The following is a 24,110-nucleotide window of genomic DNA, read 5'->3' as shown; positions in this document are numbered from 1 at the left end:
GCGGTTCGCTGCGGCGGTCTCTTGGCCAGGGTGTGGTCAGTACCCGAGGGTGACAGGCACCTGCTCTTGGCCCGCAGCCCCCGGGGCAATGGTAATCGTTGAGACATCCTGCCTGCCGTCCTGCTGCAGCAGCACCGCGCCGTAGGCGGGATCGCCAGCGGCGGACACGAGGTAGCCGACAACCTTTGCGCCGTCGGCCTCGTCCGGGACCCTGATGGAGGCCGTGGTGCCGCCGGCGATGTCAGCGGAACCGGCCGTACGGATCTTCCCGTCCGCAGTAATCGGGGAGTAGGAAATGGTGGCCCGCCCCTCGGGAGCCCCGAAAATGAGGAAGCGGTCGCCTGCGCCGGGGACCGGAACAACGTGTTGGCTTCCCAGCCGCGCCGAGGCCGCCGACCAGGCGAAGTCGGCGGCGTCTTCGGCCTTGAGGCCCCGCGTGACGCGGGCTGCCGCGGTGAACGATACGTCCGAAGCGACCGCCACAGTGTAGGGACCGGCCGGCACGCCGGCGAGCGGGACCTGGGTGACTGATCCGGCCTTCGCAGTGACCACCCCGCCGCCGGGAAGGGCCTTCTGGCCGTCCCGGCCGTACAGCTTAATGGCGACGACGGCGTCGGCGGACCCCGGCACCGTGATTTGCAGTGCCGGACCGGCGTCTGCGAAACCGGGCTTGGCAGTCAAGGCTGCCACAGCTGCGCGATCCTGGATGTCGACGCCGGAGATCACCTGGCGCTGGGCCGGGGCCGCAGCGGGGACAATGAATTCCACACCGCCTGGGGTCAGCCCGCGCAGAACGCTCTGCTGGATGACAGCAGCCACGGGTCCGCCGGCGCTGCGCACCCGGACGCTGAGCTGTTCCTGTCCCGGCGCGAGTCCTGCCAGGATGACGGAGCGTGTAGTTCCCGGCGCGACCAGGAGCCCGCGGCTGCCCGGGGCCTGGAGGGGGCCCTTGGCTCCGAAGAGGTCGAGGCTGACAGTGGCCGGGCTGCTCGAAGCGTTGCTCAGTTTCAGGACCGCCGTGCGGCCCAGTGCGGTGTTCGCCCCGACGAGCCAGAGGTCGTTGGCGGGCTGCTGGCACCCTGCGGCTGCCGCCCCGCGGAGGTCGCCGTCCCCTGCCGTGTAGCTCATCACAGCTCCCGCGGAGGGCTGCAGGCCGCCTTCGGCGTCAGCGCTGAGGACGCTGACGTCATCGACTCCGCGCTGGGACACCACCCCGGCCACGGGCGCGGCATTGGCCGGCCTGGTCGGTGCGGGGGCAGGGCTTTGGGGCGCAGTCGTGGTCTTGGCAAGCTCCACCAGCGTGCTCCCGGTGAGCGCGGCGAGCCTGCTGCCGGGCAGGGCACCAGTGCCGGATGCCAGCACAATGGCGCTGACGTCGGTCTTGGCGGTCGCAGAGACAGGACTGAATTGCGGGTCAGTACCGATGGGCGCGCCGTCAAGCAGCCTGGCCGGGCCCGGGCAGACACCGACGCTGTTGCCTGCCGGGACGGCGGCCAGGGGGGCCGCGATGGGGCGGCTGCCGGCCGGCCCCTGCGGGGCAAGCGCCGTGGCGGCCACAAGTCCGCCGCCGGCAGCGACGAGCGCTACGGCGGCGAGCACGCCGCCCAGCCGCCGGACGCGTACAGCGGCAGCAGCACGCTCCCCGCGCGACCCGCGTGTCCTTCGCTTGGCGCGGGGGGCCAGCTTGGCGGGTGTGCCCGCCGTCTCAGCAGGATCGCCTGCAGGGACCGCGGGCTTCCCCTCGGTGTGCAGGGCGTCCGGGGCTTTGTTCACCGGGTGGTCGTCATTAGGGATCAAGACGTTCCTTACGCAGGGAGCCTTCGTCCCGGGAGAGGCCGGTGTTTGGCCGGCGGGCAGGCATGGGGATGGCAAGAAGGGCTGTCAGTCCAATGATGACGGTCTGGGCAACCCCGGCCCAGAGCGCCCAGGGTGCTTCGTAGCGGACACTTAGCTGCCCGCCCTGGGCCGGCAAGGTGAAGGCCTGCGCCCAGTCCGAAGTGGTGGCGGTGAGGCGGCGGCCGTCGAGCCAGGCACTCCAGCCCGGATCGGCGCGTTCGGCCAGCACCACCAGCCGGCCTTCCGGACCGGCGGCGACCGCAGCGTCGGCGGACACGGCGCGGGACGGGACCAGCGCGACTGTCGCGCCTGCGCCATCAACGATCCGCACCCGGTGGGCTACGTCGGCGGCCTGGATTACCGGCTGGTTCAGCGGGCTAATACGCCACAGCCAGCCGACGTCGGTTTTGCCGACGGAGACGAGTCCGGGGACGGCATCCATCCGGCTGGCCGTCAGTTGCGCCGCGGTATCGTCTGCCCTAAGGACCACGAAGCCAACGCCGAGCCGTTCAAGGTCGCCGCGGGGGTCCACGCCCTGGGCTGCGACGATGGTGGCTACAACCTTGCGGACGGACGCCACAACGGCGTCGTCGTCACGGGCGGTCTCCTGACCCGGCGCACCCATGATCGGGCGCGCCGCGGCGATGGTGGACAGGGCATCGAGGGTGGTGCCGGCACCACGCATCAGTGCGGCGTCGAAAGTGCCGTTATCGCCGGTGGAAATGACCAGGCTTCGAGTCTGTTCCGGCCCCTCGCCGCGGTCGATTGCCGTGGCCGGCAGGATCCGGGACGCTGCGGGCTGCACCAGCCGGCGGACGCCCAGTGAAGCCGTGGCCGGCGAATCAGCCGGTCCGGCGCCGGGACCAGCGGCAGCCAGGGTGGATTGTGAGAGGACGTTTTGCGTGGCCCACACGGTGAGGCCGGCCGCGGGTCCGGCCAGCAGGAAGACCATTGCTACGGCCGCGGTCACCCGGGTCGCGACCTTGCGGCCCACCGTTGCGGCGGCCGCGCGGTCGGCGGAGTCCAGCAGGCCCGCCGCGCCGATCAGCGCCGACGCCAGCAGGGCGAAGCCTGCCGCCGACACGGCGGGGCCCGTAAAGGGGGTGACCAGGACGCCGGCGCCGGCGCCGGTGGCGAGCTGGCTGCTGAGCCAGCCGCCGGCCAGCAAAAGCAGCGCCGCGGCCCAAAGGGCCCGCGCGATCCGCGGCGGACGGCCGGGGAGGAACAGCGCAGCAACGGCCAAGGCCAGCACCGGCAGCCCCACCAGCAGGGCGAGCAGGAGCGCCCACGGCACAGCAAACCCTGCGCCGAAGAGCGGCAGGCCGGTGAGCCCACCGTCGGCTGCGAAGCGCAGCGGCTGGCCGAGGAACTGCTGCCACAGGGGTGCGGCGTCAAAGGCCAGCGGCACGCCGGGGTCGGCGAGCAGTGCACGGGGCCGGTCGAGGGTGGAGACCAGGAACGGTATGTATAGGGCGAGGCTTGGCAACAGCGCCCACCAGACGGTCCGACCGCGACGGCCCGGGAGAGCCCCGCACAGCGCCACAAGGGCGATGCCGGGCAGCAGCAGCGAAGGGGCTGCTGCTGTGCAGGCCGCCAAGGCCAGTCCGGCAGCAGCGGCGGCGGTCCAGGACGGGGTGCCGTTGATGCCCGGCTTGGCTGGCGGCAGCTCGGTGAAGCGCCGCTCGCCTGGGGCCGGAACGGCGTAGCGCCCGCGTCCCGCGGCGGTTCCGGTGGCCCGCAGCAGGGCCAGCACCAGCACCGGCATCAGGACATGGACCACCAGGGCCCCAACACGGCCCTGGTTGAGCGCCACCTGCAGGGCGGGTGCGCCGGCCCACACGAGGGCTGCCGCGAGCCGGAGGCGCCGGCGCTGCGTCAGGGCACCGGCAGCAAACCAGGCTCCGAGGGCGGAAAGGGGCATGGCCAGGATCAGCAGCGAGCCCAGCGCGGTGTTGGCGTTGCCGGCGCCGAGCACGCCGAGGACCCAGAGGAGGTACCCGAAGGGATCGCCATGGCCGGGAAGCCCCGGGCCGAGGCTCACCCACCAGCCGGCGGCGTGGTCCCAGATCTCACCGAGCCGCTGCGAGACGGGGATCATCGCGCCGCCGGAGACGGCTTCGGCCCGGAAGAGGCTGAGCAGCCCGGTCAGGGAGGCTGCGGTGGCAATCAGGATGGCGAGAAGCGCGCCGTTGCCCACCCAGCCGCGCTCGGAGGTAGTGAGCGCGGCGAAGTCGTCGTCCGAGTCGCCGGTGGGCTGTTCGGCCAGCGGATCATTCGCCGCCAGGGCGTCCGCTGAATCGTCCGCGCCGAGGGCTTCCATCAGTGAGCGGCGGTGCGCCCACACTTCGCGGCGCGGTGTCTGCAGACCCTTAATCACAGAACGCCGGATGCGGCGGGACCGGCCAGCACTGCGCCGCCCGCGGACCACGGCAGCGGGCCGGCCAAGCGCAGCAAACGTTGCCAGGAGTTGGGAAAAACCGTGGCCCGGATCCTTGACCGCAATACTCAGGACTACTTTGAAAATGCTCCCCAGCAGGGCACCGGCTGCATGCAGCGGCACCTTCCACACCGGGGCGTGCTTGAGCCGCAGATACACCTGCGCCTTGCGCGCCGCCTTCGCATTGCCCAGGGCATGCGGGCGGTGCGAGACGTGGAACATTTTGGCACCCGGAACAACGACTACCCGGTGCCCGGCGAGCCGGTTTCGCCAGCAGAAGTCAACGTCGTCGCCGCTGCCGGGCAGGGCCGGATCGAAGCCGCCGAGGTCCTCCCAGACGTCGCGGCGGACCAGCATCCCGGCGGAATTGACGGCAAACGTGTCGCTGCGGCCATCATATTGGCCTTGGTCGAGCTCGTCGGCGTCGATCAGGGTCAGCCGTTCGGCCCAGCGGCTGGTGGAGAGCCCAACGTCGATCAGCCGCCGCTCGGAGTGCCAGTCCAGCTGCTTGCAGCCGGCGACGGTGACGGACGGTGCACGTTCCACGGCCTGAAGCAGCTCGGCCAGGGCTTCCGGAGCCGGGGCAGCGTCGTCATGCAGCAGCCAGATCCACTCGGCCGGCGCTTCCTTGGACGTGCCGCGGCCGTCCCAGGGGTCGAGCGCGGCGAGGCCAGCCTGCACGGCCGCGCCCATGCCGCTGCGGGCCTGCTGATAGACGGTGACGTTGGCGGTGCCGAGAGCCTGTTGGAGGAGGGTCGCGGATTGGTCGCGGGAGCCGGTGTCGACACCGATACAGGCGTCTGCGGGCCGGATCTGGGCTGCCAGTGCCGCGAGGGTCCTGGGGAGAAAGTCACCGCCGTCGTGGGAAACCACAACGGCGGTGACTCGTACTTCCTGAAGAATTAGATCGCTCGCTTCCTAAGCCGGCGCCGCTCGCGCTCGGAGAGGCCACCCCAGATTCCGAAACGCTCGTCGTTCGACAGAGCGTATTCGAGGCACTGCGAGCGGACGTTGCACGCCCCGCAGACCTTCTTGGCGTCGCGTGTGGAGCCGCCCTTCTCGGGGAAGAATGCCTCCGGGTCCGTCTGGGCGCAGAGCGCGTCCGTCTGCCAGCCCAGCTCGCCTTCATCGTCGAAGTCCTGCTGGGAGGGCAGTCCGATCCACACCGGCTGCGTGGTGGTGCCGGCATGGAGGGTCTGAAGTTCCATCGGGGGATCGTGAAGATCGTTTTCCTGGTCCGGTCCGGACAGGAGTTCATCGTGCGCCGCAAGGAAGGCAGTCGCCTGGTCCTGCAGCGGGTCTTTGGCCCGTTCGTTGTAACGGTCCGCAGCGTCCGGATCGGCCGGATCGACGTACCAGTCGCTCGGTACACCTCGTGAACGGTAAGTGGCCGTGGCCTGCCCAGCAACGACGGCCTGTTCATGGATACGCTCTGCTAGCCCCATTGGCGTTTCCTTTCTGGTTTTGCGGCCCTTGCCTGTCCCGTTGACACTCGGCTTGAGTACGGGATTCAGCGCTTTGGCCTTCGATACCTAATTACACGTGTGTAAGTATCCGGTAGTCAAGCCACGCCGGGGATAATAATCACTTTCCTACCTGAACGCCGGGCACGCCACGCGAGTAATTTTTTGGCATCAGCCCGCTGATTACGCGGATTAATCAGCGTACTGAGCACTTCCGGGGACATTTAGCTGAATTTTAGGCAAACTTCCCCGTGCACCGTGGCGCCGCAGAGCTAAACCCCCGCGACACAGGTGATGGAGATCACGCGGTTCGGCCGTGGCAAGATGAACCCATGAGCATCCCGGCAATCGAACTGATGACAGCCCTGCGTTCCGGCCAGTCGACCTCTCCGCGGCTGACTTGGTACGGGCCCGACTCCGAGCGGGTAGAGCTTTCCGGCCGGGTTTTGGACAACTGGGTCGCAAAGACAGGCAACCTGTTGCAGGACGAGCTCGACGCCGAGCCCGGGACGCGGTTGCGGCTGGACCTGCCGGCGCACTGGAAGTCCGCCATCCTCGCCCTCGCGGCCTGGCAGCTCGGTATGGAGGTTGTGTTCGGCGACGCCGAGGCCGAACTGCTGGCCACCGCCGATCCCGGCCCCGGCGCAGCGCTCGGCGCCTTCGACGCCGTCCTGGCTGTGGCGCTGCCGGCGTTGGCCATGCGCTGGCCGGGTGAGCTGCCCAGCAGTGTGCTGGACTATGCCGCCGAGGTGCGCTCCCACGGCGACGTCTTGATGCCGCATGTGGCTCCGGAGGCCTCACGGCGGGCCGTGCGGTCAGCAACCGGGGCAGAGCATAGCCACGGCGGATTGCTGGACGGCTTTGCGGCGGCCCCGGCGGACGGCGTGCGGTTGCTGGTGCCGGCCGGCAACGGCTTGGAAGCAGCGTTGGCCCAGGCCTTGGGCGCCTGGCACCATAACGGTTCGGTGGTGCTGGTGCACCCCGAGGTCACGGTAACGGAAAAGCTGCTCGCGGACGAGCGCGTCAACGGCGGCTAAGGGCTGCCTTAGGCCGGCGGGCCGGGGACTTCCCGGTCCTTGGCGGTGCTGCCCTGGACCAGGTGGCTCTCGAGGGCGGGGCCGGACTGGGTGTGCGGGTGCCGCTCGATGATCTCGTGGTCGTGGGAGAATTCCGGTTCTTCGTCGAGTTCCTTATTAAAGACCAGGAAACGGTAGGCGAAAAAGCGCACCACTGTGGCAACCAGGATGCCAACAATGCCGGCGGCGAACAGCATGTTTTTGTCCGTCACGTTGAAGCTGTACTTGGCGAGGGCCGTGAACCCGGTGGAGATACCGATGCCAATGCCGTTGATCAGGATGAACATCGCGAGCTCACGGAGGACGTTGTCCTGGCGGCGGTGGCGGAAAGTCCAGAAACGGTTCGCAATCCAGGAGAAGATCGTGGCGAGGGTGGCGCCGACAAAGCGGGCTTTGGCTTCGCTGTCGGTCATCGGCCCGTGCATCAGGTAGTAAGTCAGGCCGTTGTCAATAATGAACGCCACCCCGCCGACGGCACCGAACTTGGCGACTTCGCGCCAGAACAGCGAGGCAAGTCCGCGCAAGCGCTCGGTAAGTGTAGTAATCATGACCCTCCGTGGCCGTCGTAAACTCGTAGGCCATTGGGCCAACGGCCCATTTTAGCGCCGATTCCCGGCAGCTCACCGCCTCCAGCGGTCCGGACGCCGCAACCGGCCAGCGTGGAATCATGCCGGCGGCCGGTTGCCGTGCCGGGCGCGTCCCCTGCCGAAGCTTGCTTAAATCCGGCCAATGGCAGCCCGGAACCCGCTCCGGGACTACCAAAAGCCGGGTTATTGCGAGCTTTTCGGTAGGCTGGGGCTTGTGACTTTTCCTGTGATCGGTGTGGTTGGCGGCGGCCAGCTCGCCCGTATGATGGCCCCCGCGGCCACCGCCCTGGGCTTCGAGCTCCGCGTCCTCGCCGAAGCTGAGGACGTTTCGGCAGTTTCGGCCGTGGCCCATGCCCCGGTCGGTGACTACACCGACTTGGACCATCTCCTTGAGTTCTCCCGCGGCCTTGACGTCCTGACCTTCGACCATGAGCACGTGCCCACCGAGCACCTGCGGGCCCTGCAGCGGGCCGGTGTCAACGTCCACCCCGGACCGGATGCGCTGGTCAATGCCCAGGACAAGCTCGTGATGCGGGCCGCTGTCGACCGCCTGGAGCTGCCCAATCCGCGCTGGGCCGCCGTCGACGGCGTCGCCGCCCTGATCGCGTTCGGTGCGGACAGCGGCTGGCCCGTTGTCCTGAAGACCCCGCGCGGCGGATACGACGGCAAGGGCGTGCGGATCGTGGCCTCCGCGGCCGACGCCGAGGAAACCGCGGACTGGTTCGAGGCAATGTCGCCGCTGCTCGCCGAGGCCAAAGTGGAATTCAGCCGGGAACTCTCGGCCCTTGTAGCCAGGACACCCGACGGCGAGTCGCGGGCCTGGCCCGTGGTGCATACCGTCCAGGTCGACGGTGTCTGCGACGAAGTCATCGCCCCGGCGCTGGACATCCCGCTGGACGTCGCTGCCGCGGCGGAGAATGCCGCCTTGCGGATCGCCAATGAGCTCGGCGTCACGGGGGTGATGGCGGTGGAACTGTTCGAAACCCCGGGCGTGGGTGCCGGCTTTCTGATCAACGAACTGGCGATGCGTCCGCACAACACCGGTCACTGGACCCAGGACGGTTCGGTGACAAGCCAGTTCGAACAGCATCTGCGGGCAATCCTCAATCTGCCGCTGGGCGCCACGGACCTGCTGGGTCCAGTTGTGGTGATGAAGAATTTCCTGGGCGGCGAGAACGAGGATCTGTTCTCCGCCTACCCGGCAGCCCTGGCCAGCGAACCGGCAGCAAAGGTCCACTGCTACGGCAAGTCCGTGCGGCCAGGGCGCAAGATCGGCCACGTTAACCTCATCGGCGGTTCCGTGGCCGAGGTCGATTCGGTGCGCGACCGCGCCGCCACGGTCGCAAACATCATCCGCAACGGCGGGTCCCAGTCCCGCACCGCCGCCGGTGCCCACGAGGAGAATGCATGAGCGTCAGCAACACCGTCCCGTCCACGGACCGGTCCCCCGCAGCCGCGGACACCGAGCCGGCGACCCCGATCGTTGGGCTCGTGATGGGTTCGGACTCCGACTGGCCCGTGATGGAAGCAGCTGCCGAGGCCCTTGCCGAGTTCGGGATCCCTTTTGAGGCCGACGTCGTCTCCGCGCACCGAATGCCGCTGGAGATGATCCGTTACGGCCAGACGGCCCATGAGCGCGGCCTGCGTGTGATCATCGCCGGCGCCGGCGGCGCGGCCCACCTGCCCGGCATGCTCGCCGCCGTCACTCCCCTGCCGGTCATCGGCGTCCCGGTCCCGCTCAAAACCCTCGACGGGATGGACTCCCTACTCTCCATCGTCCAGATGCCCGCCGGGGTACCGGTCGCGACAGTATCCATCGGCGGGGCCCGCAACGCCGGGCTCCTGGCCGTGCGCATCCTGGCCTCGGGCGCGGACCCGCTGGCCGTAAGACTCCGGGCGGAACTGCTCGACTTCGCCCGGGAGCTCAACGACGTCGCCACCCGGAAGGGCGCGAACCTGCGGCACAAGGTGGGCGACGTGTTCGCAGCCGCAAACGTTGTCACCCGGGGCAGCCGTTAAGGATCACCAGATGACCAACAGTTACGCCCCTTCCCGTCAGCCGGCGCCACGGAACCCGAGAGCTTCCGGGTCCCTCACGGATCCCGTTCGCTACCCCTCGGGAGCGGCTGCCCCGGTCCGGATCAAACGTGCTTTTTTGCTGGTCCTGATGACGCTGCTGGTGCCCGGCAGCGCCCAGACGGTCGCCGGCGACCGGCGGCTGGGACGGATCGCCCTCCGTGTCACCCTGACCGTCTGGGCGCTGGCGGTTGTTGCCGCGGTGCTCCTCGCGGTGTCCCGGTCCACGCTTATCAATCTGCTCACCAACCGCTTTACCTCGCTGCTGCTGATCATCGGGCTCGTGGCGCTGGCCCTCGGCTGGGCAGCCCTGTTTATCAACACCCTGCGACTGATCCGCCTCGTGCTGCTGCCGCCGGGAGTTCGTCCCGCCGTCGTTATTTCCCTGGTGGTCGCGATGGTCCTCAGCAGTGGCTCGCTGGGCTACGCCGCCTACCTGCTCAACGTCAGCCGCGACGCCATCGGCAACATTTTCTCCGCCGGGCCGACAATTGAGCCCTCAGAGGGCCGCTATAACTTCCTGATGATGGGCGGCGACGCCGGTGCGGACCGAACCGGCCGCCGGCCGGACAGCCTCTCCGTCATCAGCGTTGACGCCAAAACCGGCCAGACCGCCATCATCTCGGTGCCGCGCAACCTGCAGAACGCACAGTTCAGCAAGGATTCCCCGATGCGCGCAATTTACCCTGACGGCTACAACTGCGGCGATGAGTGCCTCATCAACGCCATCAATACCGAAGTCACCAACGAGCACAAGGACCTTTACCCCGGCGTGCAAGACCCCGGCGCGCAAGCCACGCTGGAGGCCGTCTCCGGGACCCTTGGCATAAAGGTCCAGGCCTACGTCCTGGTCGACATGGACGGCTTCGCCAAACTTGTGGATGCCATGGGCGGCATCCGGATCAAGGCCGGGGGCTGGGTCCCGATCAGCGGCGAGACCATTGATGAAGCCAACGGTATCCACGGTATGCCGCTGGGCTGGATCCCCGCCGGCGACAATACGCTCGACGGGTACCATGCCCTCTGGTACGGCCGCTCGCGCGAATTCGTGGACGACTACGCCCGGATCGCCCGCCAGCAATGCGTCCAGCAGGCCATGCTCAAGCAAATGGACCCCGCAACCCTGCTCACGAAGTTCGAAGACATCGCCAAGGCCGGGACCAAGGTGGTCGAATCCAACGTCTCGGCCAGCCAGCTTGGAAGTTTCGTTGACCTGGCCATCAAGGCGAAGGGCCAGGAAACGAAGCGGCTGACCATTGGACCGCCCGACTTCGACGCCTCGTTCTCGACGGTCCCGGACTTCGACCAGATCCACCAGAAGGTCGATGCCCTCCTTGGGCCCGCCCCCGCGGCCGCCGGTGACAGCCTCCGCCCGCAGGACGCCGTCCCCGGGCCGCTGTCCGCCGCCGGCGGATTGCCGCGCACACAGCCCGGCACCGAGCCCGGGCCGTCGTCGGACTTCACCCCGGTGACAACCACCCCGGACGGCGAGCCGATCACCGAAGACATGCTGAACCAGTTCAAGCTCGACGGTGATGAGCAGTCCATCCGCAACCTGGTGGCCACCAACGGCCAGTGCGCTCCGCTCTAGCGCCGTCGATCAGTCTTATTCCGTAACAGGCTTCCACAACAGACAGGGACACCCGGCAGTGTACGAACTCGAAAATGTCCTCCGCCCCTATGCCTGGGGCTCCACCACGGCTATTTCCGGGCTCCTGGGCAGGCCGGCTTCAGGCGGTCCCGAAGCCGAGCTGTGGATCGGCGCGCACCCGGATTCGCCCTCAGTTGCGCTCAGTCCCGCCGGTGCGGGATCAACCGGCGCCCACGCCGCAGTGGCGGAGGACGGCGGCCGCCTGGGCTTGGATTCGCTGATCGCGTTGGACCCCGAGCACCATCTGGGCAGCGACAGTGTTGCCGAATTTGGCCCCCGGCTGCCGTTTCTGCTCAAGGTCCTGGCCGCCGACAGTCCGCTGTCCCTTCAGGTGCACCCGACCCTGGAGCAGGCGCGCGCAGGGTTCGCCCGCGAGGAGGCCGCCGGCGTCGGCCACAAGGCCACGGAACGCAACTACAAGGATGACAACCACAAGCCGGAGATGATCTTCGCGCTGACGCCGTTCGAGGCGCTGTGCGGTTTCAAACCGGCCTCGGAAGCCCGCGCCGTCTTCGATCTGCTGGTGGCGGACTTTGAGCTGGCCGGCCTCGATCTTCCGGAGCTTGTGCCGCTGCTGCTGCAGGATCTGGCGCAGCCGGACGAGCACACAGCCCTGCAGTCGGCCTTCGAGCGGCTGATCGCCGGCGGCGAGGCCGTAGCCGAGGCGACGGCCGTGATTGCGGCCGCCCTTATCTCCGGCGCCCCGACGGCGCCCTACCAGGCCGAGCTTTCCACCGTCGTGACCCTCAACGCCCGGTATCCGGGCGATCCCGGCGTACTGATTTCGCTGCTGCTCAACCGGATCTCACTGGCACCGGGCGAGGCTGTCTACCTCCCGGCCGGCAACGTCCACGCCTATCTGCACGGGCTGGGCATCGAGGTCATGGCCGCCTCGGACAACGTGCTGCGTGGCGGGCTGACGCCGAAGTTCGTGGACGTCCCAGAACTGCTCCGGACCGTTTCCTTTGCGGCCGCCGGTGTGCCGAAGCTCAGCCCCGAGACCACCATGTTGGGCCAGGAGCTCTTCCGGCCGCCGTTTCGCGAATTCCAGCTGCAGCGCATTGTGCTGGAGTCCGGCGCTGGACCTGTTCCGGTGGCGCAGTCGGGCGCCGCAGTGATCATCGTGGTGGCCGGATCCGTGCTCCTGGACTCCCCCAAGGGCGAGTTGCGGCTGGAGCGCGGTGCCAGTGCTTTCCTGCCCGCGGCCGAGGCACCGGTCAACGCCCACGCAGTGTCCGGCGCCGCCGGGACCGCCATCGCATTCGCCGTCACTACCGCCCTGAAAGCCTGAATCCGTGGACCACTTCCTGCAGAGCCCGGCGTGGGCCGATTTCCAGCGCAGCCTGGGCCGGACAGTACACCAGCGCTCCGGTCCCGGCTGGAGTTTCCTGGCCATCGAGGAAAGCAACCCGGCCGGAAAACTCCTCTACGCACCCTACGGCCCGGTCGCCGCCTCGCTGGCTGCTTTCGACGCCGCCGTCGCCGTGCTGACGGACCTGGCCCGCGGCTGCGGCGCGGTGTTTGTCCGGATCGAACCGGTCGATGCCGGTTTCACGGCCGCTGACGCCGATGCCGTGCTGCGCACGCGCGGCCTCCGTCCCGCCCCGGCCAACCAGCAGCCGGAACTCAGCTGGGTCGTGGATGTGGACCGCGACTTTAAAGACGTCCTCGCGGAGATGAAGCCGGCAAACCGCAACCTGTACCGGAACATCCACAAGAAGGGCGTAACGTTCCGCTCCAGCCAGGACGCTGGTGAGATCTCCGTGCTGCTGGGATTCCTGCATCTGACGGCGGCACGAAACGGTTTTAGGCCCCAAAGCGACGACTACCTCACTGCGGTGGCCCGCTCACTGATGCCGGCCGGTGCTGCGACGCTCTTCATTGCCGAACTCGAGGGCGAGCCCATTGCTGCATCCCTGGCCTACGATTCCTCGGACACCCGCGTCTATGCCCACGCCGCGCTGGACGACGCGCACCGGAAGCTGAGCGCCGGCATTCCGCTGCTGGTCACACTGATGGCTGATGCCAAAGACAGGGGCCTGAAGTTCGTGGACCTGTGGGGCGTGGCACCGGCAGACCAGCCGGAGCACAAGTGGGCCGGGTTCACGGCCTTCAAGAAGTCCTTCGGCGGCCGTGAAGTCGCCTACCCCGGAACCTGGGATTTGCCGGTGCGGCCCCTGCGCTACGGCGGATACCAACTGGCCAGAAAGGGCGCGCAGGCCGCACGCCGCGTACTCGCGGCGGCGCGAAAGGTGCCTGTCCGGCTGCGCAGCGCGCTCCGCCGCTAGGTCTCCGCACCGCGGACCGGCTCACCCCCCTGCTGGACATGCCCCGCGTCAGGCTTGGCGAGTGGACACAACACCACTATGTCCACGCCCTGGCGTGACCAGCGGACATGTCCGTCGGTGGGGGCACGTCCCGGCCGCAAGACTGGACATGTCCGTCGGGAGGCGTCCCTAGTTGCCGGCTTCGGCAGCTTTCTTCTGCGCTTCGTAGGCACTGGCCACCATGTCCTCGACGGAGTGCCGCATTTTCCAGTCGAGGTCGCGTGCGGCCAGGGTGCCGTCCGCCACGATCCGGTCCGGGTCTCCTGTCCGGCGGGGACCGATCTCCGGCTCGAAGTCGATGCCGGTCACCGCGGCCATCGCCGTCATAATCTGCCGCACCGAGAGCCCGTCGCCGGACCCGAGGTTGTAGACGCGTTCCAGCGGCCCACCGGCGGCGAGGGCCTGGGCGGCCGCGACGTGCGAGTTCGCCAGGTCGGCGACATGAACGTAGTCGCGCACGCAGGTGCCGTCGGCTGTGTTGTAGTCGATGCCGTTGATTCTTGGTGTTTTTCCTGCGGTCAAGGCGCGGAGCACTATCGGGAAGAGGTTGTGCGGGCTCGTGTCGTAGAGCTCGGGCGAGCCGGATCCGACGACGTTGAAGTAACGCAGCGAGGTGTGTTTGAGGCCCCTGGCCCTGCCCTGGTCACGGATCAGCCATTCGCCGATCAGCTTGCTTTCCCCATAGGGCGATTCCGGCCGCGTTGGAGTCTCTTCCGTAACAATGTCGCCGGCGGGGGTGCCGTAGGTCGCGGCGGAGGAGGAGAAGACCAGATTCTTCACCCCGGCTCGTTCCATCCCAGTCAGCAGCACCGCCGTGCCGGTGACGTTTTGCTCGTAGGTCAGCAGCGGTTCCTGCACCGAAACGCCAGCGTATTTGAAGCCGGCAAGGTGGATCACGCCGGTTACCGAATGTTCCGCCAGGGTTCCGGTGACGAGGTCCAAGTCGAGAATACTGCCGTGCACAAAGGGCACGTCCGCCGGAACAAACTCGCGGTGCCCGCTCGAGAGCGAATCAATCACCACCGCCTGGATGCCGGCCCCGCGCAAAGCGGAGACCACATGCGAACCGATATATCCTGCGCCACCTGTTACGAGCCATGTCATGGTCCCACCCTACCTAACGCCGACGGCCAGCGGCCGGCCGGAAACGCCGGATCCCGGGGCGCGGTCCGCGCCCCGGGATCCGGGTGTTCTGGCCGATCCGGCAGGCGCTAGTTCCTGCGCGCGTAGCCTTCCCACTTGCTGGCTTGGTGCTCGCCATCAACGAAGCGGATGGTCCCGGACTTGGACCGCATCACGATGGACTGGGTAAGAACCTTGTCCTTGGAGTAACGCACGCCCCTGAGCAGGTCACCGTCGGTGATGCCGGTCGCGGCGAAGTAGCAGTTGTCGCTGGAGACGAGGTCGTTGGTCGACAACACCCGGTCCAAGTCGTGTCCGGCGTCGATCGCCTTCTGCTTTTCGTCATCGCTGGTGGGCCACAGCCGGCCCTGGATCACTCCGCCGAGGGACTTGATCGCGCAGGCCGTGACGATTCCTTCCGGCGTTCCGCCGATGCCCATCAGCGCGTCAACCCCGGTGCCGGAGCGGGCCGCGGCGATGGCTCCGGCGACGTCGCCGTCCATGATGAACTTGGTCCGCGCGCCGGCTTCGCGGATTTCCTCCACAAGCGGGCGGTGCCGGTCCCGGTCGAGGATCATCACGTTGAGCTGGTTGACTTTGACGCCTTTGGCTTTGGCGATGAGGTGCAGGTTTTGTTTGACCGGCAGGCGCAGGTCAACCATGTCGGCCGCTTCCGGGCCGGTGACGAGCTTCTCCATGTAGAACACCGCGGAGGGATCGAACATCGAACCGCGCTCGGCCACGGCAAGGACGGCCAGGGCGTTATTGATGCCCAGGGCGGTCAGCCGGGTTCCGTCGATCGGGTCAACGGCGACGTCGCACTCGGGGCCGGTGCCGTCACCGACGTGCTCGCCGTTGAAGAGCATCGGGGCTTCGTCTTTTTCACCTTCGCCGATCACCACAACACCGTTGAAGTGGACGGTCTGGAGGAAGGAACGCATAGCGTCGACGGCGGCGCCGTCGGCCTTGTTCTTGTCCCCAAAACCCACCCAGTGGCCACCGGCGATGGCGGCTGCTTCGGTGACGCGGACCAGTTCCAAAGCAAGGTTGCGGTCCGGCTCGTCGATACCGACGGCGAGCGACGGGGAGAGCGTGGAGTACTTCTGGGTCATTGGCGCTGGTGTCACGTGAACCTCTTCTTCGAGTGGCGATCATTGAAGCCGCACGGACAGGATCGATCCGCGGCGGTGATTCGTATCATGGTGATCTCGTCTGCTACTGATCATAGTCGCGGTGGAAAGCTGCGTCGTGGAATGACCAATCCGTGAACGTTATGCCCCGCGGCCGGCCCCGCCCGGCCGAATGTGAGATCGGCCCGGAATGGGCGACTATAGAGGGGTGAGCGAATTGCAGGAAACACCCCCAGCAGCCCGGGCCGGCAGCGCCGGCCCGAATGTGCCCGGCGCGCCGGACCAACCGCCCGTTAAGCCAGTCCTGAGCGCCGGAGCGGCCAAGCGGGCGAACGCCTCGGTGCTCGGCATGATCATTGCGCTGGTCCTGAGCATTGCGGCATTCCTGCCGATCGTCCTGATGAACCCGTCGCCCAAGACCGACGGCTACCGGCCCAACATCGATGTCAGCGCCGTGGCGCGCAACGCGGCCGGTGTGGCAGGATTCACACCCGCGGCCCCGGAAACCGGCGACACATTCCGCGCAAATTACGCCCGCTGGGAATCGGGCGCGGGCAGCGGCGTCCCGACGTGGGAAGTGGGCTACCTCACCCCCAAGGAGTCCTTCATTGCCCTGGTGCAGGCCCGGCAGTCCAATCCCACGTGGCTGCTGCAGCAGGTGAAGAGCGCGCCCGTGACCGGCACCCGCAGCGCCGGCGGACGCGATTGGGAACTCCGTGACACGGGCAAGGGTGAGAAGAGCATGGTGCTTGCCGACGCCGGCGGCACCACGGTTATCCTGACCGGATCCGCGCAGCTGGACGAATTCACGCTGCTCGCTGCCGCCGTGGTGAAGTCACTCGAGGGCACTTCCGGTGCGGCCGGCGGCGCGTCACCAGGGAGCTCCGCGGACGCAACAGGTTCGCCGTCGCCCGCCCCTTCGCCGTAAGGTAGGGCCGTGGCCACCTATCTCACCCCTTCCCTTGCCTGGCGCCGCCTGCGCGAAGGCAACGATCGCTTTGTTGCCGGCGAATCGTCCCATCCCAACCAGGACGCGTCCCGCCGTTCCTCGCTGGTGGAGAACCAGCACCCATTTGCGGTGATCTTCGGCTGCTCGGATTCCCGGCTGGCCGCTGAGATTATCTTCGACCTCGGCCTTGGCGATGCATTCGTGGTCCGCACCGCGGGCCACGTGATCGACGACGCCGTCCTCGGCTCGCTCGAGTACAGCGTCAGCGTCCTCTCGGTGCCGCTGATCGTCGTCCTCGGGCATGACAGCTGCGGCGCGGTCACGGCCACCAAGAACGCCATGGAGACCGGGCAGATGCCCGTCGGCTTTATGCGCAGCCTGGTCGAACGCATCACGCCGTCGGTGCTGACCTCGCTGCGCAACAACCAGAACGACATCAACGACATGGTGGTTGAAAACGTCAAACAGACATCACAGCGGCTCGTGGACAGCTCACGGGTGATATCCGATGCTGTCGGGGGTGGCCGGGCCGCCGTGATCGGCCTCGCCTACAGCCTGTCCGACGGCAGGGCGGACCTCGTCTTCGAAATCGGCGAGCTCTAGTTTCCTGCCACTGCAGGCAGCATGCTCTTCACGGTTTTCGATGGGACGCCTCCGCCCAATAAGCTAGCCCCATGACTTCCACAGAAGAATTGAACACCGAAGAGTTCCGCATTGAACACGACACCATGGGCGAAGTCCGCGTCCCGGTGAACGCCTTGTATCGCGCCCAGACGCAACGAGCCGTGGAAAACTTCCCGATCTCGGGCAAGACCCTTGAGCGCGCCCACATCGAGGCCCTCGCCCGGGTCAAAAAGGCGGCAGCACAGGCCAACGCAGAACTGGGAGTACTCGACGGCGAGCTCGCCCAGGCGATCGCTGATGCTGCTGACGAGGTGGCCGCCGGCAAGTACGACGGCGATTTTCCGATCGACGTGTTCCAGACCGGGTCGGGGACCTCGTCGAACATGAACACCAACGAGGTCCTTGCCGAACTGGCCACCCGTGCGCTTAAGGCCGCCGGCAGCGACAAGGTGGTCCACCCCAACGACCACGTCAATGCTTCGCAGTCTTCCAACGATGTTTTCCCCACCTCGGTCCATGTGGCCGCCACCTCTGCCCTGATCAACGACCTGATCCCGGCCCTCGGCTACCTTGCGGAATCCCTGGAGCGCAAGTCCGTTGAGTTCAAGGACGTTGTAAAATCCGGCCGCACGCACCTGATGGACGCCACCCCGGTGACGCTGGGCCAGGAGTTTGGCGGCTACGCCGCGCAGGTCCGCTACGGCGTCGAGCGGGTTAATGCCGCGCTGCCCCGGGTCGCTGAAGTTCCGCTCGGCGGCACCGCCGTCGGTACCGGCATCAACACCCCGGCAGGTTTCCCGGAGCGGGTTATCGAGCTGCTTGCCGCTGATACCGGCCTGCCGCTGACGGAGGCACGCGACCACTTTGAGGCGCAGGCCAACCGTGACGGCCTGATCGAGGCATCCAGCCAGCTCCGCAACATCGCGATCTCCTTTATGAAGATCAACAATGACCTGCGCTGGATGGGTTCCGGTCCCAACACCGGCCTCGGCGAAATCTCGATCCCGGACCTGCAGCCGGGTTCCTCGATCATGCCCGGCAAGGTCAACCCGGTGATCTGCGAGGCCTCCATCATGGTCTGCGCCCAGATCATCGGCAACGACACTGCCATCGCCTGGTCCGGCACCAACGGCGCCTTCGAGCTCAATGTCGGCATCCCCGTGATGGCCGCCAACCTGCTTGAGTCCGTGCGGCTGCTGGCCAACACCAGCCGCGTGATGGCCGACAAGATGATCGACGGCATCACCGCCAACGTCGAGCGGGCCCGTTTCCTGGCCGAGGCGTCACCGTCGATCGTCACGCCGCTGAACAAGTTCATCGGTTACGAGAACGCCGCCAAGATCGCAAAGAAGGCAGTGGCCGAAGGCCTGACCATCCGCGAGACAGTAGTGGCTATGGGCTTCCTGGAACGCGGCGAACTGACCGAGGGGCAGCTGGACACCGCGCTGGACGTAATGTCCATGACCCGGCCGCCGCACAAAGCCTAGGCACCGCGGGCGGCGGCGCCCGCTCAGCGAACTAAACGTCCTTCGTCGGCCGGCACCTTTTCGCAAGGGTGCCGGCCGACGTCGTTCCTCCGGTTGGCCACCCCGGCGGCGGTATGCTGCCCAAGGCCGGATTTCGGAATTTTGCACTTTAAGATATTGAGTGCAAATATGTACTTTGTGATTAATAGTGCAAAACATGAGTGCGGACTCCGCGAACGCAAACGGGCCGCAACGAGGGCGGCAATTACCGCCGTCGCGCGCACCATGACGGCCGAGCTGGGACTCAACGGCTACACGGTGGAGGAAGCCTGCGAACGCGCGGGCATCTCCCGCCGGACGTTCTTCAACTACTTCCCGACCAAGGAAGATGCCATCATCGGACACGTCGACGACGACTTCCCTGCCGACGTGGTGCGGCGCTTCGTCGAAGGCGGTGCAGGTTCGCCGGCCGGCGAAATCTCCCCGACCCTGCTCTCTGACCTCGTGCGCCTGGCCCTTGTGTTGTCCGAACAGATGACCGCCAGCGAGGAAGAAACCCGCCAGCTGATCGCCGTCGTCCAAAAGGAACCACAGCTGATGCTGCGGATTATTGGCGCCTCGGAACAACGCGAAGGCCAAATCGCGCGGATGCTTGCGGTCCGGGAGCAGGTTCCCCCGGACCACCCGGTGGTCCGGATGGCGGTTCTTCTGTTCGGCAGCATCACCCGCAAAACGAGCGCCGCCTACTTCTCGGCGGACAACACCCGCCCGTACCGGGAGATGCTGCTCGACAACGTCGCGGCAGCCCGCACCTTTTTCTCGCAGACCCTGGATATTGACCCCGCCCCCTCCACCGAAGGACCCCAATGAGTTCTGCCGTCACCACCCCGGCAGCGCCCACGCCGCTGCTCCTGACCCAGAAACGGATCTGGATCATATTTTCCGCGCTGATCGCGGGCATGCTGCTCTCAAGCCTCGACCAGACGATCGTCTCCACCGCCATGCCCACCATCGTTGGGAAACTCGGCGGCGTGGAACACCAAGCCTGGATCACCACGGCCTATCTGCTGGCGACCACGATCGTTATGCCGATCTACGGCAAGTTCGGCGACATCCTGGGCCGGCGCAACCTTTTCCTGGTTGCCATCGCCCTTTTTACGCTGGCTTCGGTCGGCTGCGCCTTTGCCACTGACTTCTGGGGCTTCGTGATCTTCCGCGCCGTCCAGGGCCTGGGCGGCGGCGGTCTCATGATCCTCTCCCAGGCGATCATCGCCGACATTGTTCCGGCCAAGGACCGCGGAAAGTACATGGGCCCGCTCGGCGCCATCTTCGGCCTGTCCGCAGTGGCCGGTCCGCTGCTGGGCGGCTATTTTGTGGACCACCTGACCTGGGAATGGGCCTTCTACATCAACATCCCGATCGGCATCGCGGCTTTTACCATCGCGTGGTTCACACTGACCCTGCCGAACAAGAAGGCCGAAAAGCGGATCGACATCCTGGGCGTACTCCTGCTGTCCGCGGCCACCACTTGCCTGATCTTCTTCACCGATTTCGGCGGCAAAAAGGATGAAGGCTGGGATTCCCCGCTGACCTGGGCCTTTGGTGCCGGCACCGTGCTGGCCGCCGTGGCATTTGTTCTCGTGGAGCGCAAGGCCGAGGACCCCATCATCCCGCTGAACCTGTTCAAAAACCGGATCTTCGTGAACTCCACGGCGATCGGCTTTACCCTTGGCCTGGGCATGTTTGCCGCGATCGCGTTTGTCCCCACGTTCCTGCAGATGTCCGCCGGCACCTCCGCCGCGGAATCCGGGCTGCTGATGCTGCCGATGATGGTGGGGCTGATGGGCATGGCAATCTTCTCCGGCATCAGGATCTCCAAGACCGGCAAGTACAAGATGTTCCCGATCCTCGGCGCTGTCCTGACCATTGCCGCAATGCTGTGGCTGACCACGCTCACGGCGGCGACCCCCATCTGGATCATCTGCGTCCAGCTTTTCATCTTCGGTGCGGGCCTGGGCTCCATCATGCAGGTGATAGTGCTGGTGGTGCAGAACTCCGTGCCCGCTGAACAGATCGGCACGGCAACCAGCACCAACAATTACTTCCGCGAAGTGGGAGCCTCGCTGGGTGTGGCCGTCTTCGGTTCCATCTTCACCGCCCGGCTCTCGGAGTCACTGGCCCGGGCATTCACCGGGGCAGGCGCCTCGGCCGAAGAGGCCTCACAGTCCACCCGGACCCTCGATCCGCAGGCCCTGAGCCAGCTCCCGGCCCAGCTCAAGGACGCCATCGTCAACGCCTACGCCGATTCGCTGGCCCCGGTGTTTTGGTACCTGCTGCCGTTCCTCGCGATCGCCCTGGCGCTGGCGCTGGCGCTGCGGCAGATCCCGCTCGCTGACACCGCCGGCATGGTAGCCCGGGGCGAAGCAGTGGGCGGCGAGGAAGCAGACCGTTTGGAGGCCGAACGCCGGGCCGGGACCAAAGCCGTTGCGGGTCAAACTGATGCGGCACCGGCAGCGGAACTGCACAGCCTGGACCGCTAGACGCCGGAGCTTAGCTTGCCGGGACGCCGTACCCCTTTGGGTTGCGGCGTCCCTGCGTGCGTGCCGGGCCGGCGGCTGTCAGCGCCGGAAGTGCGCGTCCCCGGCCGCTGGTGCGGCACGTTTGATGCTCTCCAGATGCCCGGGCGGCAACTCGGGAAAATCCTCCGGCCGGAACCAGTCCACGGCGAGGGACTCGTCGTCGTTGACACGCGCATCCCCGGAAATGTAGCGGCACCGGAACACCAGGGTCAGGAAGTGGCAGACGTCGCCGTTCGGATAGGTGGTGGGCCCGACGGAGTCCACCGAGACAAGCCGTTCAGCCGCGGCCACAACGCCGGTCTCCTCCAGGATTTCCCGCAGTATGCCCGCGGCAGCCTCTTCCCCGGGCTCCAGAATCCCGGTGATCAGTCCCCATTTGCCGTTGTCCGCCCGCTGGCCTAGGAGGACCCTGCCGTCGTCGTCGAACACAACGGCCCGGGCTCCTGGAATCCAGAGGCTCTCATGGCCGATCCTGCCGCGAAGCTTGAGAATGAAGTCGGGGGTAGCCATACCCCCAGCCTAGCCAGCGGACGCTGTAGTCCCCGCCTTAGCCGGCAGGCAGGAGCAGCATGGCCGCCGCGGTGCCGGCCAGCATAAACGGTCCGAAGGGAATGCTCGATTTGACCGTCCCGCGCCGCGAAACGATCAGCGCCAGGCTCCATAGTCCGCCGAGCAGGAACGCAGCGAAGGTCCCGGCAAAAACGTGCTGCCAGCCGAGGAACCCCAGATACATTCCGAGTACCCCGGCGAGCTTAACGTCGCCAAATCCCATCCCCGGCGGATACACGGCCCGGAGCAGGAAGTAGAAAACCCACAGCGCCGCTCCCCCGGCCACCACACGCAGTCCGGGCAGCCCGAAGAGTCCGGCACCGCCGTCCGGCACCGCCGCCAGCGCGGGGGCGCCCGCCGCCGCATGGGCGGCCACCGAACCCAGCAGCAGCGCAGCGGCGACCGCGTAGGCCGGAAACACGATCCGGTCCGGTAGCAGATGGTGCCTGACGTCGATGACGGCGAGCCGGACGGCTGTCACCGCCAGGAAGAGGCACGCCAGCAGCATCAGCCAGAAGGCCAGCGGCGCCACTTCCCCCAGCCCGCCGAGTCGTTGGATCATCCTCGGATGCTACGGGAAATTCCGCTGCCGTGGCCGGGCACGCGCGTAAACTGTGGATATGGCCGGATGGGAAAGTTCGTACGCGCGCGGGCCAAGCGGCCCCGGGGACCCCGGGGAGCAGGCTGCCGCGTTCCGTAACCTGTGCCGTTCCTCGCCATGGCGGTGGCAGTCCCTGCGCTTCGAGTACGTGGACCGTCCTCTCGCCGACGGTTCCGCCGCATCCCTTAACGGCAATCCCCAGGGCCTGGTGCGTGCGTGGCTGCGCCGCCCCGGAGCCCTGCGGCTGGAGTCCGCGGACGGGCTGGTCCTGCAAAGCACCACCGGGATCAATGATTCCCGTGACGTGTTCTACGTCAGCTCGACCAGGAAGACCTGGCTGCTGCCGCCCCACCTCGTTACCCCGGTCTACGATGACCGCGGCCTGGTCCGGCGCCGCCCCGAAGCCGCCTACGGCGAGCCAGGCTTCGGCAACGGCCGATTCGCCGCAGCCCTCGACCCGGTGGAACTGGCAGGCAACGCCCCGGTGCCGTTGGAGTTTCCCGCGGCCAACGCCGTGGAGCTTGGCACCATCAAGGACGTGATGCACGAGGGCCGCACAGCACTGGAATGCACCGTAACCCCGAACCCCGGCTACCGTCCCGGCGACCCCGGGGCGCCGCTGTGCCGGCCAGGGCGCACCCTGGTAAGGATCGACGCCGGCACGGGCGTCTGTGTGGCGAGCCGCTGGCTGGAAGTTGGCGGGCCCGGCCACGAACCGGACGGGTATGGGCATTGGCTCCGGATCCTTGCCGTGGACGAGTACATGCTCGATGACCTGTTCCTCGCCGAGTCCATGAACCTGACGGATGTCCGCAGGCACATTAGTTGGGAAATCCCGGCCGGCTGACGGCGCGTATGACTGGCCGGGTGCGCGCGGCGCGGCTAGGCTTCCCGGATGACTGAACTCGCCCGCTTCTGGCCGCCCTTCGGCCTCACCCTGACCACACCCCGGCTGGTGTTGCGGCCGATCCGGGACGAGGAGATCCCCGCGGCTGCGCAGGCTGCCTTGACCGGCATCCACGAACCGGGCCGCAGCCCCTTCAGCAACCCGTGGGCGGAGGCTCCGGCCGAGGAGCTCGGCCGGAACATGGCCCAGTGGTACTGGCGGTGCCGCGGAAACATGTCCCCGCAGGAATGGACCCTGCTGCTGGGCATCTGGCTCGACGGCGAATTCATCGGCTGCCAGGACATCGAGGCCAAGGATTTCGCCACCCTCAAGACGGTGAGCACCGGTTCCTGGTTGAAGCAGGGCGCGCAGGGCAGGGGGCTTGGCAAGGAGATGCGGGCCGCGGTAGCCCTCTACGCCTTCGACTGGCTCGGCGCGGAGGTCGCGGAATCCGAAGCGGCCCTCTGGAACCAGCAGTCCCTCGGCGTCTCCCGTTCCCTCGGCTACGAACTCAACGGCGTTGCGCGCGCCGTCTGGGGAGGCCGGCGCCAGGAAACCCAGAAGGTCCGTCTCACCCCCGCCACGTTCAACCGCCCCGACTGGACGCTGCAGGTCCAAGGCCACGAACCCACGGCGAAGTACCTGGAGATCCAGAGCTAGCAGAAGCGTGGCAGCGGCGTCCCGCCGTCGCTTAGACACCTCCCGTCGCTCCGCTGCGGTCGCTGGGCGACCTTCGCTTCGCTTTGGTCGG

The 24,110-nt window shown here is 67.3% G+C and carries 21 protein-coding genes; 13 read left to right on the top strand and 8 right to left on the bottom strand.

The window, feature by feature from the left end:
- Positions 1-36: 36 nt before the first annotated feature.
- The 3 genes from QMG72_RS04630 to QMG72_RS04620 are packed head-to-tail and all read right to left on the bottom strand — an operon-like array spanning position 37 to position 5,718.
- A complete protein-coding gene (locus tag QMG72_RS04630; protein WP_283479817.1) occupies positions 37-1,797 on the bottom strand; it encodes a DUF5719 family protein in 1,761 nt (586 codons plus the stop codon).
- Positions 1,787-5,146, bottom strand: coding sequence for a glycosyltransferase family 2 protein (locus QMG72_RS04625; protein WP_283479816.1), 3,360 nt, complete (start codon positions 5,144-5,146; stop codon positions 1,787-1,789). The genes QMG72_RS04630 and QMG72_RS04625 overlap by 11 nt, the downstream gene beginning before the upstream one ends.
- Before the next feature lie 29 nt (positions 5,147-5,175).
- On the bottom strand, positions 5,176-5,718 hold the full coding sequence (locus QMG72_RS04620) for a WhiB family transcriptional regulator (protein WP_256446544.1): 543 nt from the start codon (positions 5,716-5,718) through the stop codon (positions 5,176-5,178).
- Between the two features lie 350 nt (positions 5,719-6,068).
- Here QMG72_RS04620 and QMG72_RS04615 point away from each other — a divergent pair, with 350 nt between their 5' ends.
- The gene (locus tag QMG72_RS04615; protein ID WP_253033376.1) at positions 6,069-6,773 is read left to right on the top strand and encodes a TIGR03089 family protein; all 705 of its coding nucleotides are present in this window, start codon (positions 6,069-6,071) and stop codon (positions 6,771-6,773) included.
- A gap of 8 nt (positions 6,774-6,781) precedes the next feature.
- Here QMG72_RS04615 and QMG72_RS04610 read toward each other — a convergent pair whose 3' ends face one another.
- A complete protein-coding gene (locus tag QMG72_RS04610) occupies positions 6,782-7,360 on the bottom strand; it encodes a GtrA family protein (RefSeq protein ID WP_226773607.1) in 579 nt (192 codons plus the stop codon).
- Positions 7,361-7,613: 253 nt separating this feature from the next.
- Between QMG72_RS04610 and QMG72_RS04605 the strand changes: the two genes are divergently transcribed.
- From QMG72_RS04605 to QMG72_RS04585, 5 genes are all read left to right on the top strand, one after another.
- The gene (locus QMG72_RS04605) at positions 7,614-8,810 is read left to right on the top strand and encodes a 5-(carboxyamino)imidazole ribonucleotide synthase (RefSeq protein WP_283479814.1); all 1,197 of its coding nucleotides are present in this window, start codon (positions 7,614-7,616) and stop codon (positions 8,808-8,810) included.
- An 83-nt stretch (positions 8,811-8,893) separates the two neighbouring features.
- Entirely contained in the window at positions 8,894-9,418 is a 525-nt protein-coding gene (gene purE, locus QMG72_RS04600) for a 5-(carboxyamino)imidazole ribonucleotide mutase (RefSeq protein WP_226773622.1), read from the top strand.
- A 10-nt stretch (positions 9,419-9,428) separates the two neighbouring features.
- Positions 9,429-11,066: an LCP family protein gene (locus tag QMG72_RS04595; RefSeq protein WP_282359159.1), complete on the top strand. Its 1,638-nt coding sequence runs from the start codon at positions 9,429-9,431 to the stop codon at positions 11,064-11,066.
- A 58-nt stretch (positions 11,067-11,124) separates the two neighbouring features.
- Positions 11,125-12,417, top strand: coding sequence for a mannose-6-phosphate isomerase, class I (manA, locus tag QMG72_RS04590; protein WP_283479812.1), 1,293 nt, complete (start codon positions 11,125-11,127; stop codon positions 12,415-12,417).
- Positions 12,418-12,421: 4 nt separating this feature from the next.
- A complete protein-coding gene (locus tag QMG72_RS04585; protein ID WP_283479811.1) occupies positions 12,422-13,414 on the top strand; it encodes a lipid II:glycine glycyltransferase FemX in 993 nt (330 codons plus the stop codon).
- 168 nt (positions 13,415-13,582) lie between these two features.
- Here QMG72_RS04585 and galE read toward each other — a convergent pair whose 3' ends face one another.
- Together galE and glpX are read right to left on the bottom strand one after the other, a co-directional pair.
- The gene (gene galE / locus QMG72_RS04580) at positions 13,583-14,557 is read right to left on the bottom strand and encodes a UDP-glucose 4-epimerase GalE (RefSeq protein ID WP_283479809.1); all 975 of its coding nucleotides are present in this window, start codon (positions 14,555-14,557) and stop codon (positions 13,583-13,585) included.
- 107 nt (positions 14,558-14,664) lie between these two features.
- Positions 14,665-15,687 carry a class II fructose-bisphosphatase gene (gene glpX / locus QMG72_RS04575; protein WP_226773623.1) on the bottom strand — a complete coding sequence of 341 codons (1,023 nt, stop codon included), beginning with the start codon at positions 15,685-15,687 and terminating at the stop codon, positions 14,665-14,667.
- Positions 15,688-15,913: 226 nt separating this feature from the next.
- Between glpX and QMG72_RS04570 the strand changes: the two genes are divergently transcribed.
- From QMG72_RS04570 to QMG72_RS04550, 5 genes are all read left to right on the top strand, one after another.
- On the top strand, positions 15,914-16,633 hold the full coding sequence (locus tag QMG72_RS04570; RefSeq protein ID WP_283479807.1) for a DUF4245 domain-containing protein: 720 nt from the start codon (positions 15,914-15,916) through the stop codon (positions 16,631-16,633).
- A gap of 9 nt (positions 16,634-16,642) precedes the next feature.
- Positions 16,643-17,257: a carbonic anhydrase gene (locus QMG72_RS04565; RefSeq protein ID WP_226773614.1), complete on the top strand. Its 615-nt coding sequence runs from the start codon at positions 16,643-16,645 to the stop codon at positions 17,255-17,257.
- Positions 17,258-17,328: 71 nt separating this feature from the next.
- Positions 17,329-18,765: a class II fumarate hydratase gene (locus QMG72_RS04560; protein WP_226773615.1), complete on the top strand. Its 1,437-nt coding sequence runs from the start codon at positions 17,329-17,331 to the stop codon at positions 18,763-18,765.
- A 177-nt stretch (positions 18,766-18,942) separates the two neighbouring features.
- The gene (locus QMG72_RS04555; protein ID WP_502934646.1) at positions 18,943-19,614 is read left to right on the top strand and encodes a TetR/AcrR family transcriptional regulator; all 672 of its coding nucleotides are present in this window, start codon (positions 18,943-18,945) and stop codon (positions 19,612-19,614) included.
- Positions 19,611-21,284, top strand: a complete 1,674-nt coding sequence (locus tag QMG72_RS04550; RefSeq protein ID WP_283479806.1) for an MDR family MFS transporter — start codon at positions 19,611-19,613, stop codon at positions 21,282-21,284. The genes QMG72_RS04555 and QMG72_RS04550 overlap by 4 nt, the downstream gene beginning before the upstream one ends.
- Before the next feature lie 78 nt (positions 21,285-21,362).
- On the opposite strand, the gene QMG72_RS04545 is transcribed toward QMG72_RS04550, so the two are convergent.
- Together QMG72_RS04545 and QMG72_RS04540 are read right to left on the bottom strand one after the other, a co-directional pair.
- Positions 21,363-21,833, bottom strand: coding sequence for an NUDIX hydrolase (locus tag QMG72_RS04545; protein WP_283479805.1), 471 nt, complete (start codon positions 21,831-21,833; stop codon positions 21,363-21,365).
- A 37-nt stretch (positions 21,834-21,870) separates the two neighbouring features.
- Positions 21,871-22,434, bottom strand: coding sequence for a prepilin peptidase (locus QMG72_RS04540; RefSeq protein WP_283479803.1), 564 nt, complete (start codon positions 22,432-22,434; stop codon positions 21,871-21,873).
- 58 nt (positions 22,435-22,492) lie between these two features.
- On the opposite strand from QMG72_RS04540, the gene QMG72_RS04535 reads away from it, so the two are divergent.
- A complete protein-coding gene (locus QMG72_RS04535) occupies positions 22,493-23,320 on the top strand; it encodes a hypothetical protein (protein WP_283479801.1) in 828 nt (275 codons plus the stop codon).
- Positions 23,321-23,368: 48 nt separating this feature from the next.
- Positions 23,369-24,019 carry a GNAT family N-acetyltransferase gene (locus tag QMG72_RS04530; RefSeq protein WP_283479799.1) on the top strand — a complete coding sequence of 217 codons (651 nt, stop codon included), beginning with the start codon at positions 23,369-23,371 and terminating at the stop codon, positions 24,017-24,019.
- Positions 24,020-24,110: the final 91 nt, after the last annotated feature.

It is taken from the genome of Pseudarthrobacter sp. PH31-O2 (assembly GCF_030063265.1).
Classification (GTDB): domain Bacteria; phylum Actinomycetota; class Actinomycetes; order Actinomycetales; family Micrococcaceae; genus Arthrobacter.
Note: the sequence above shows the minus strand (reverse complement) of the source record. Positions and strands in the feature narration are given on the sequence as shown.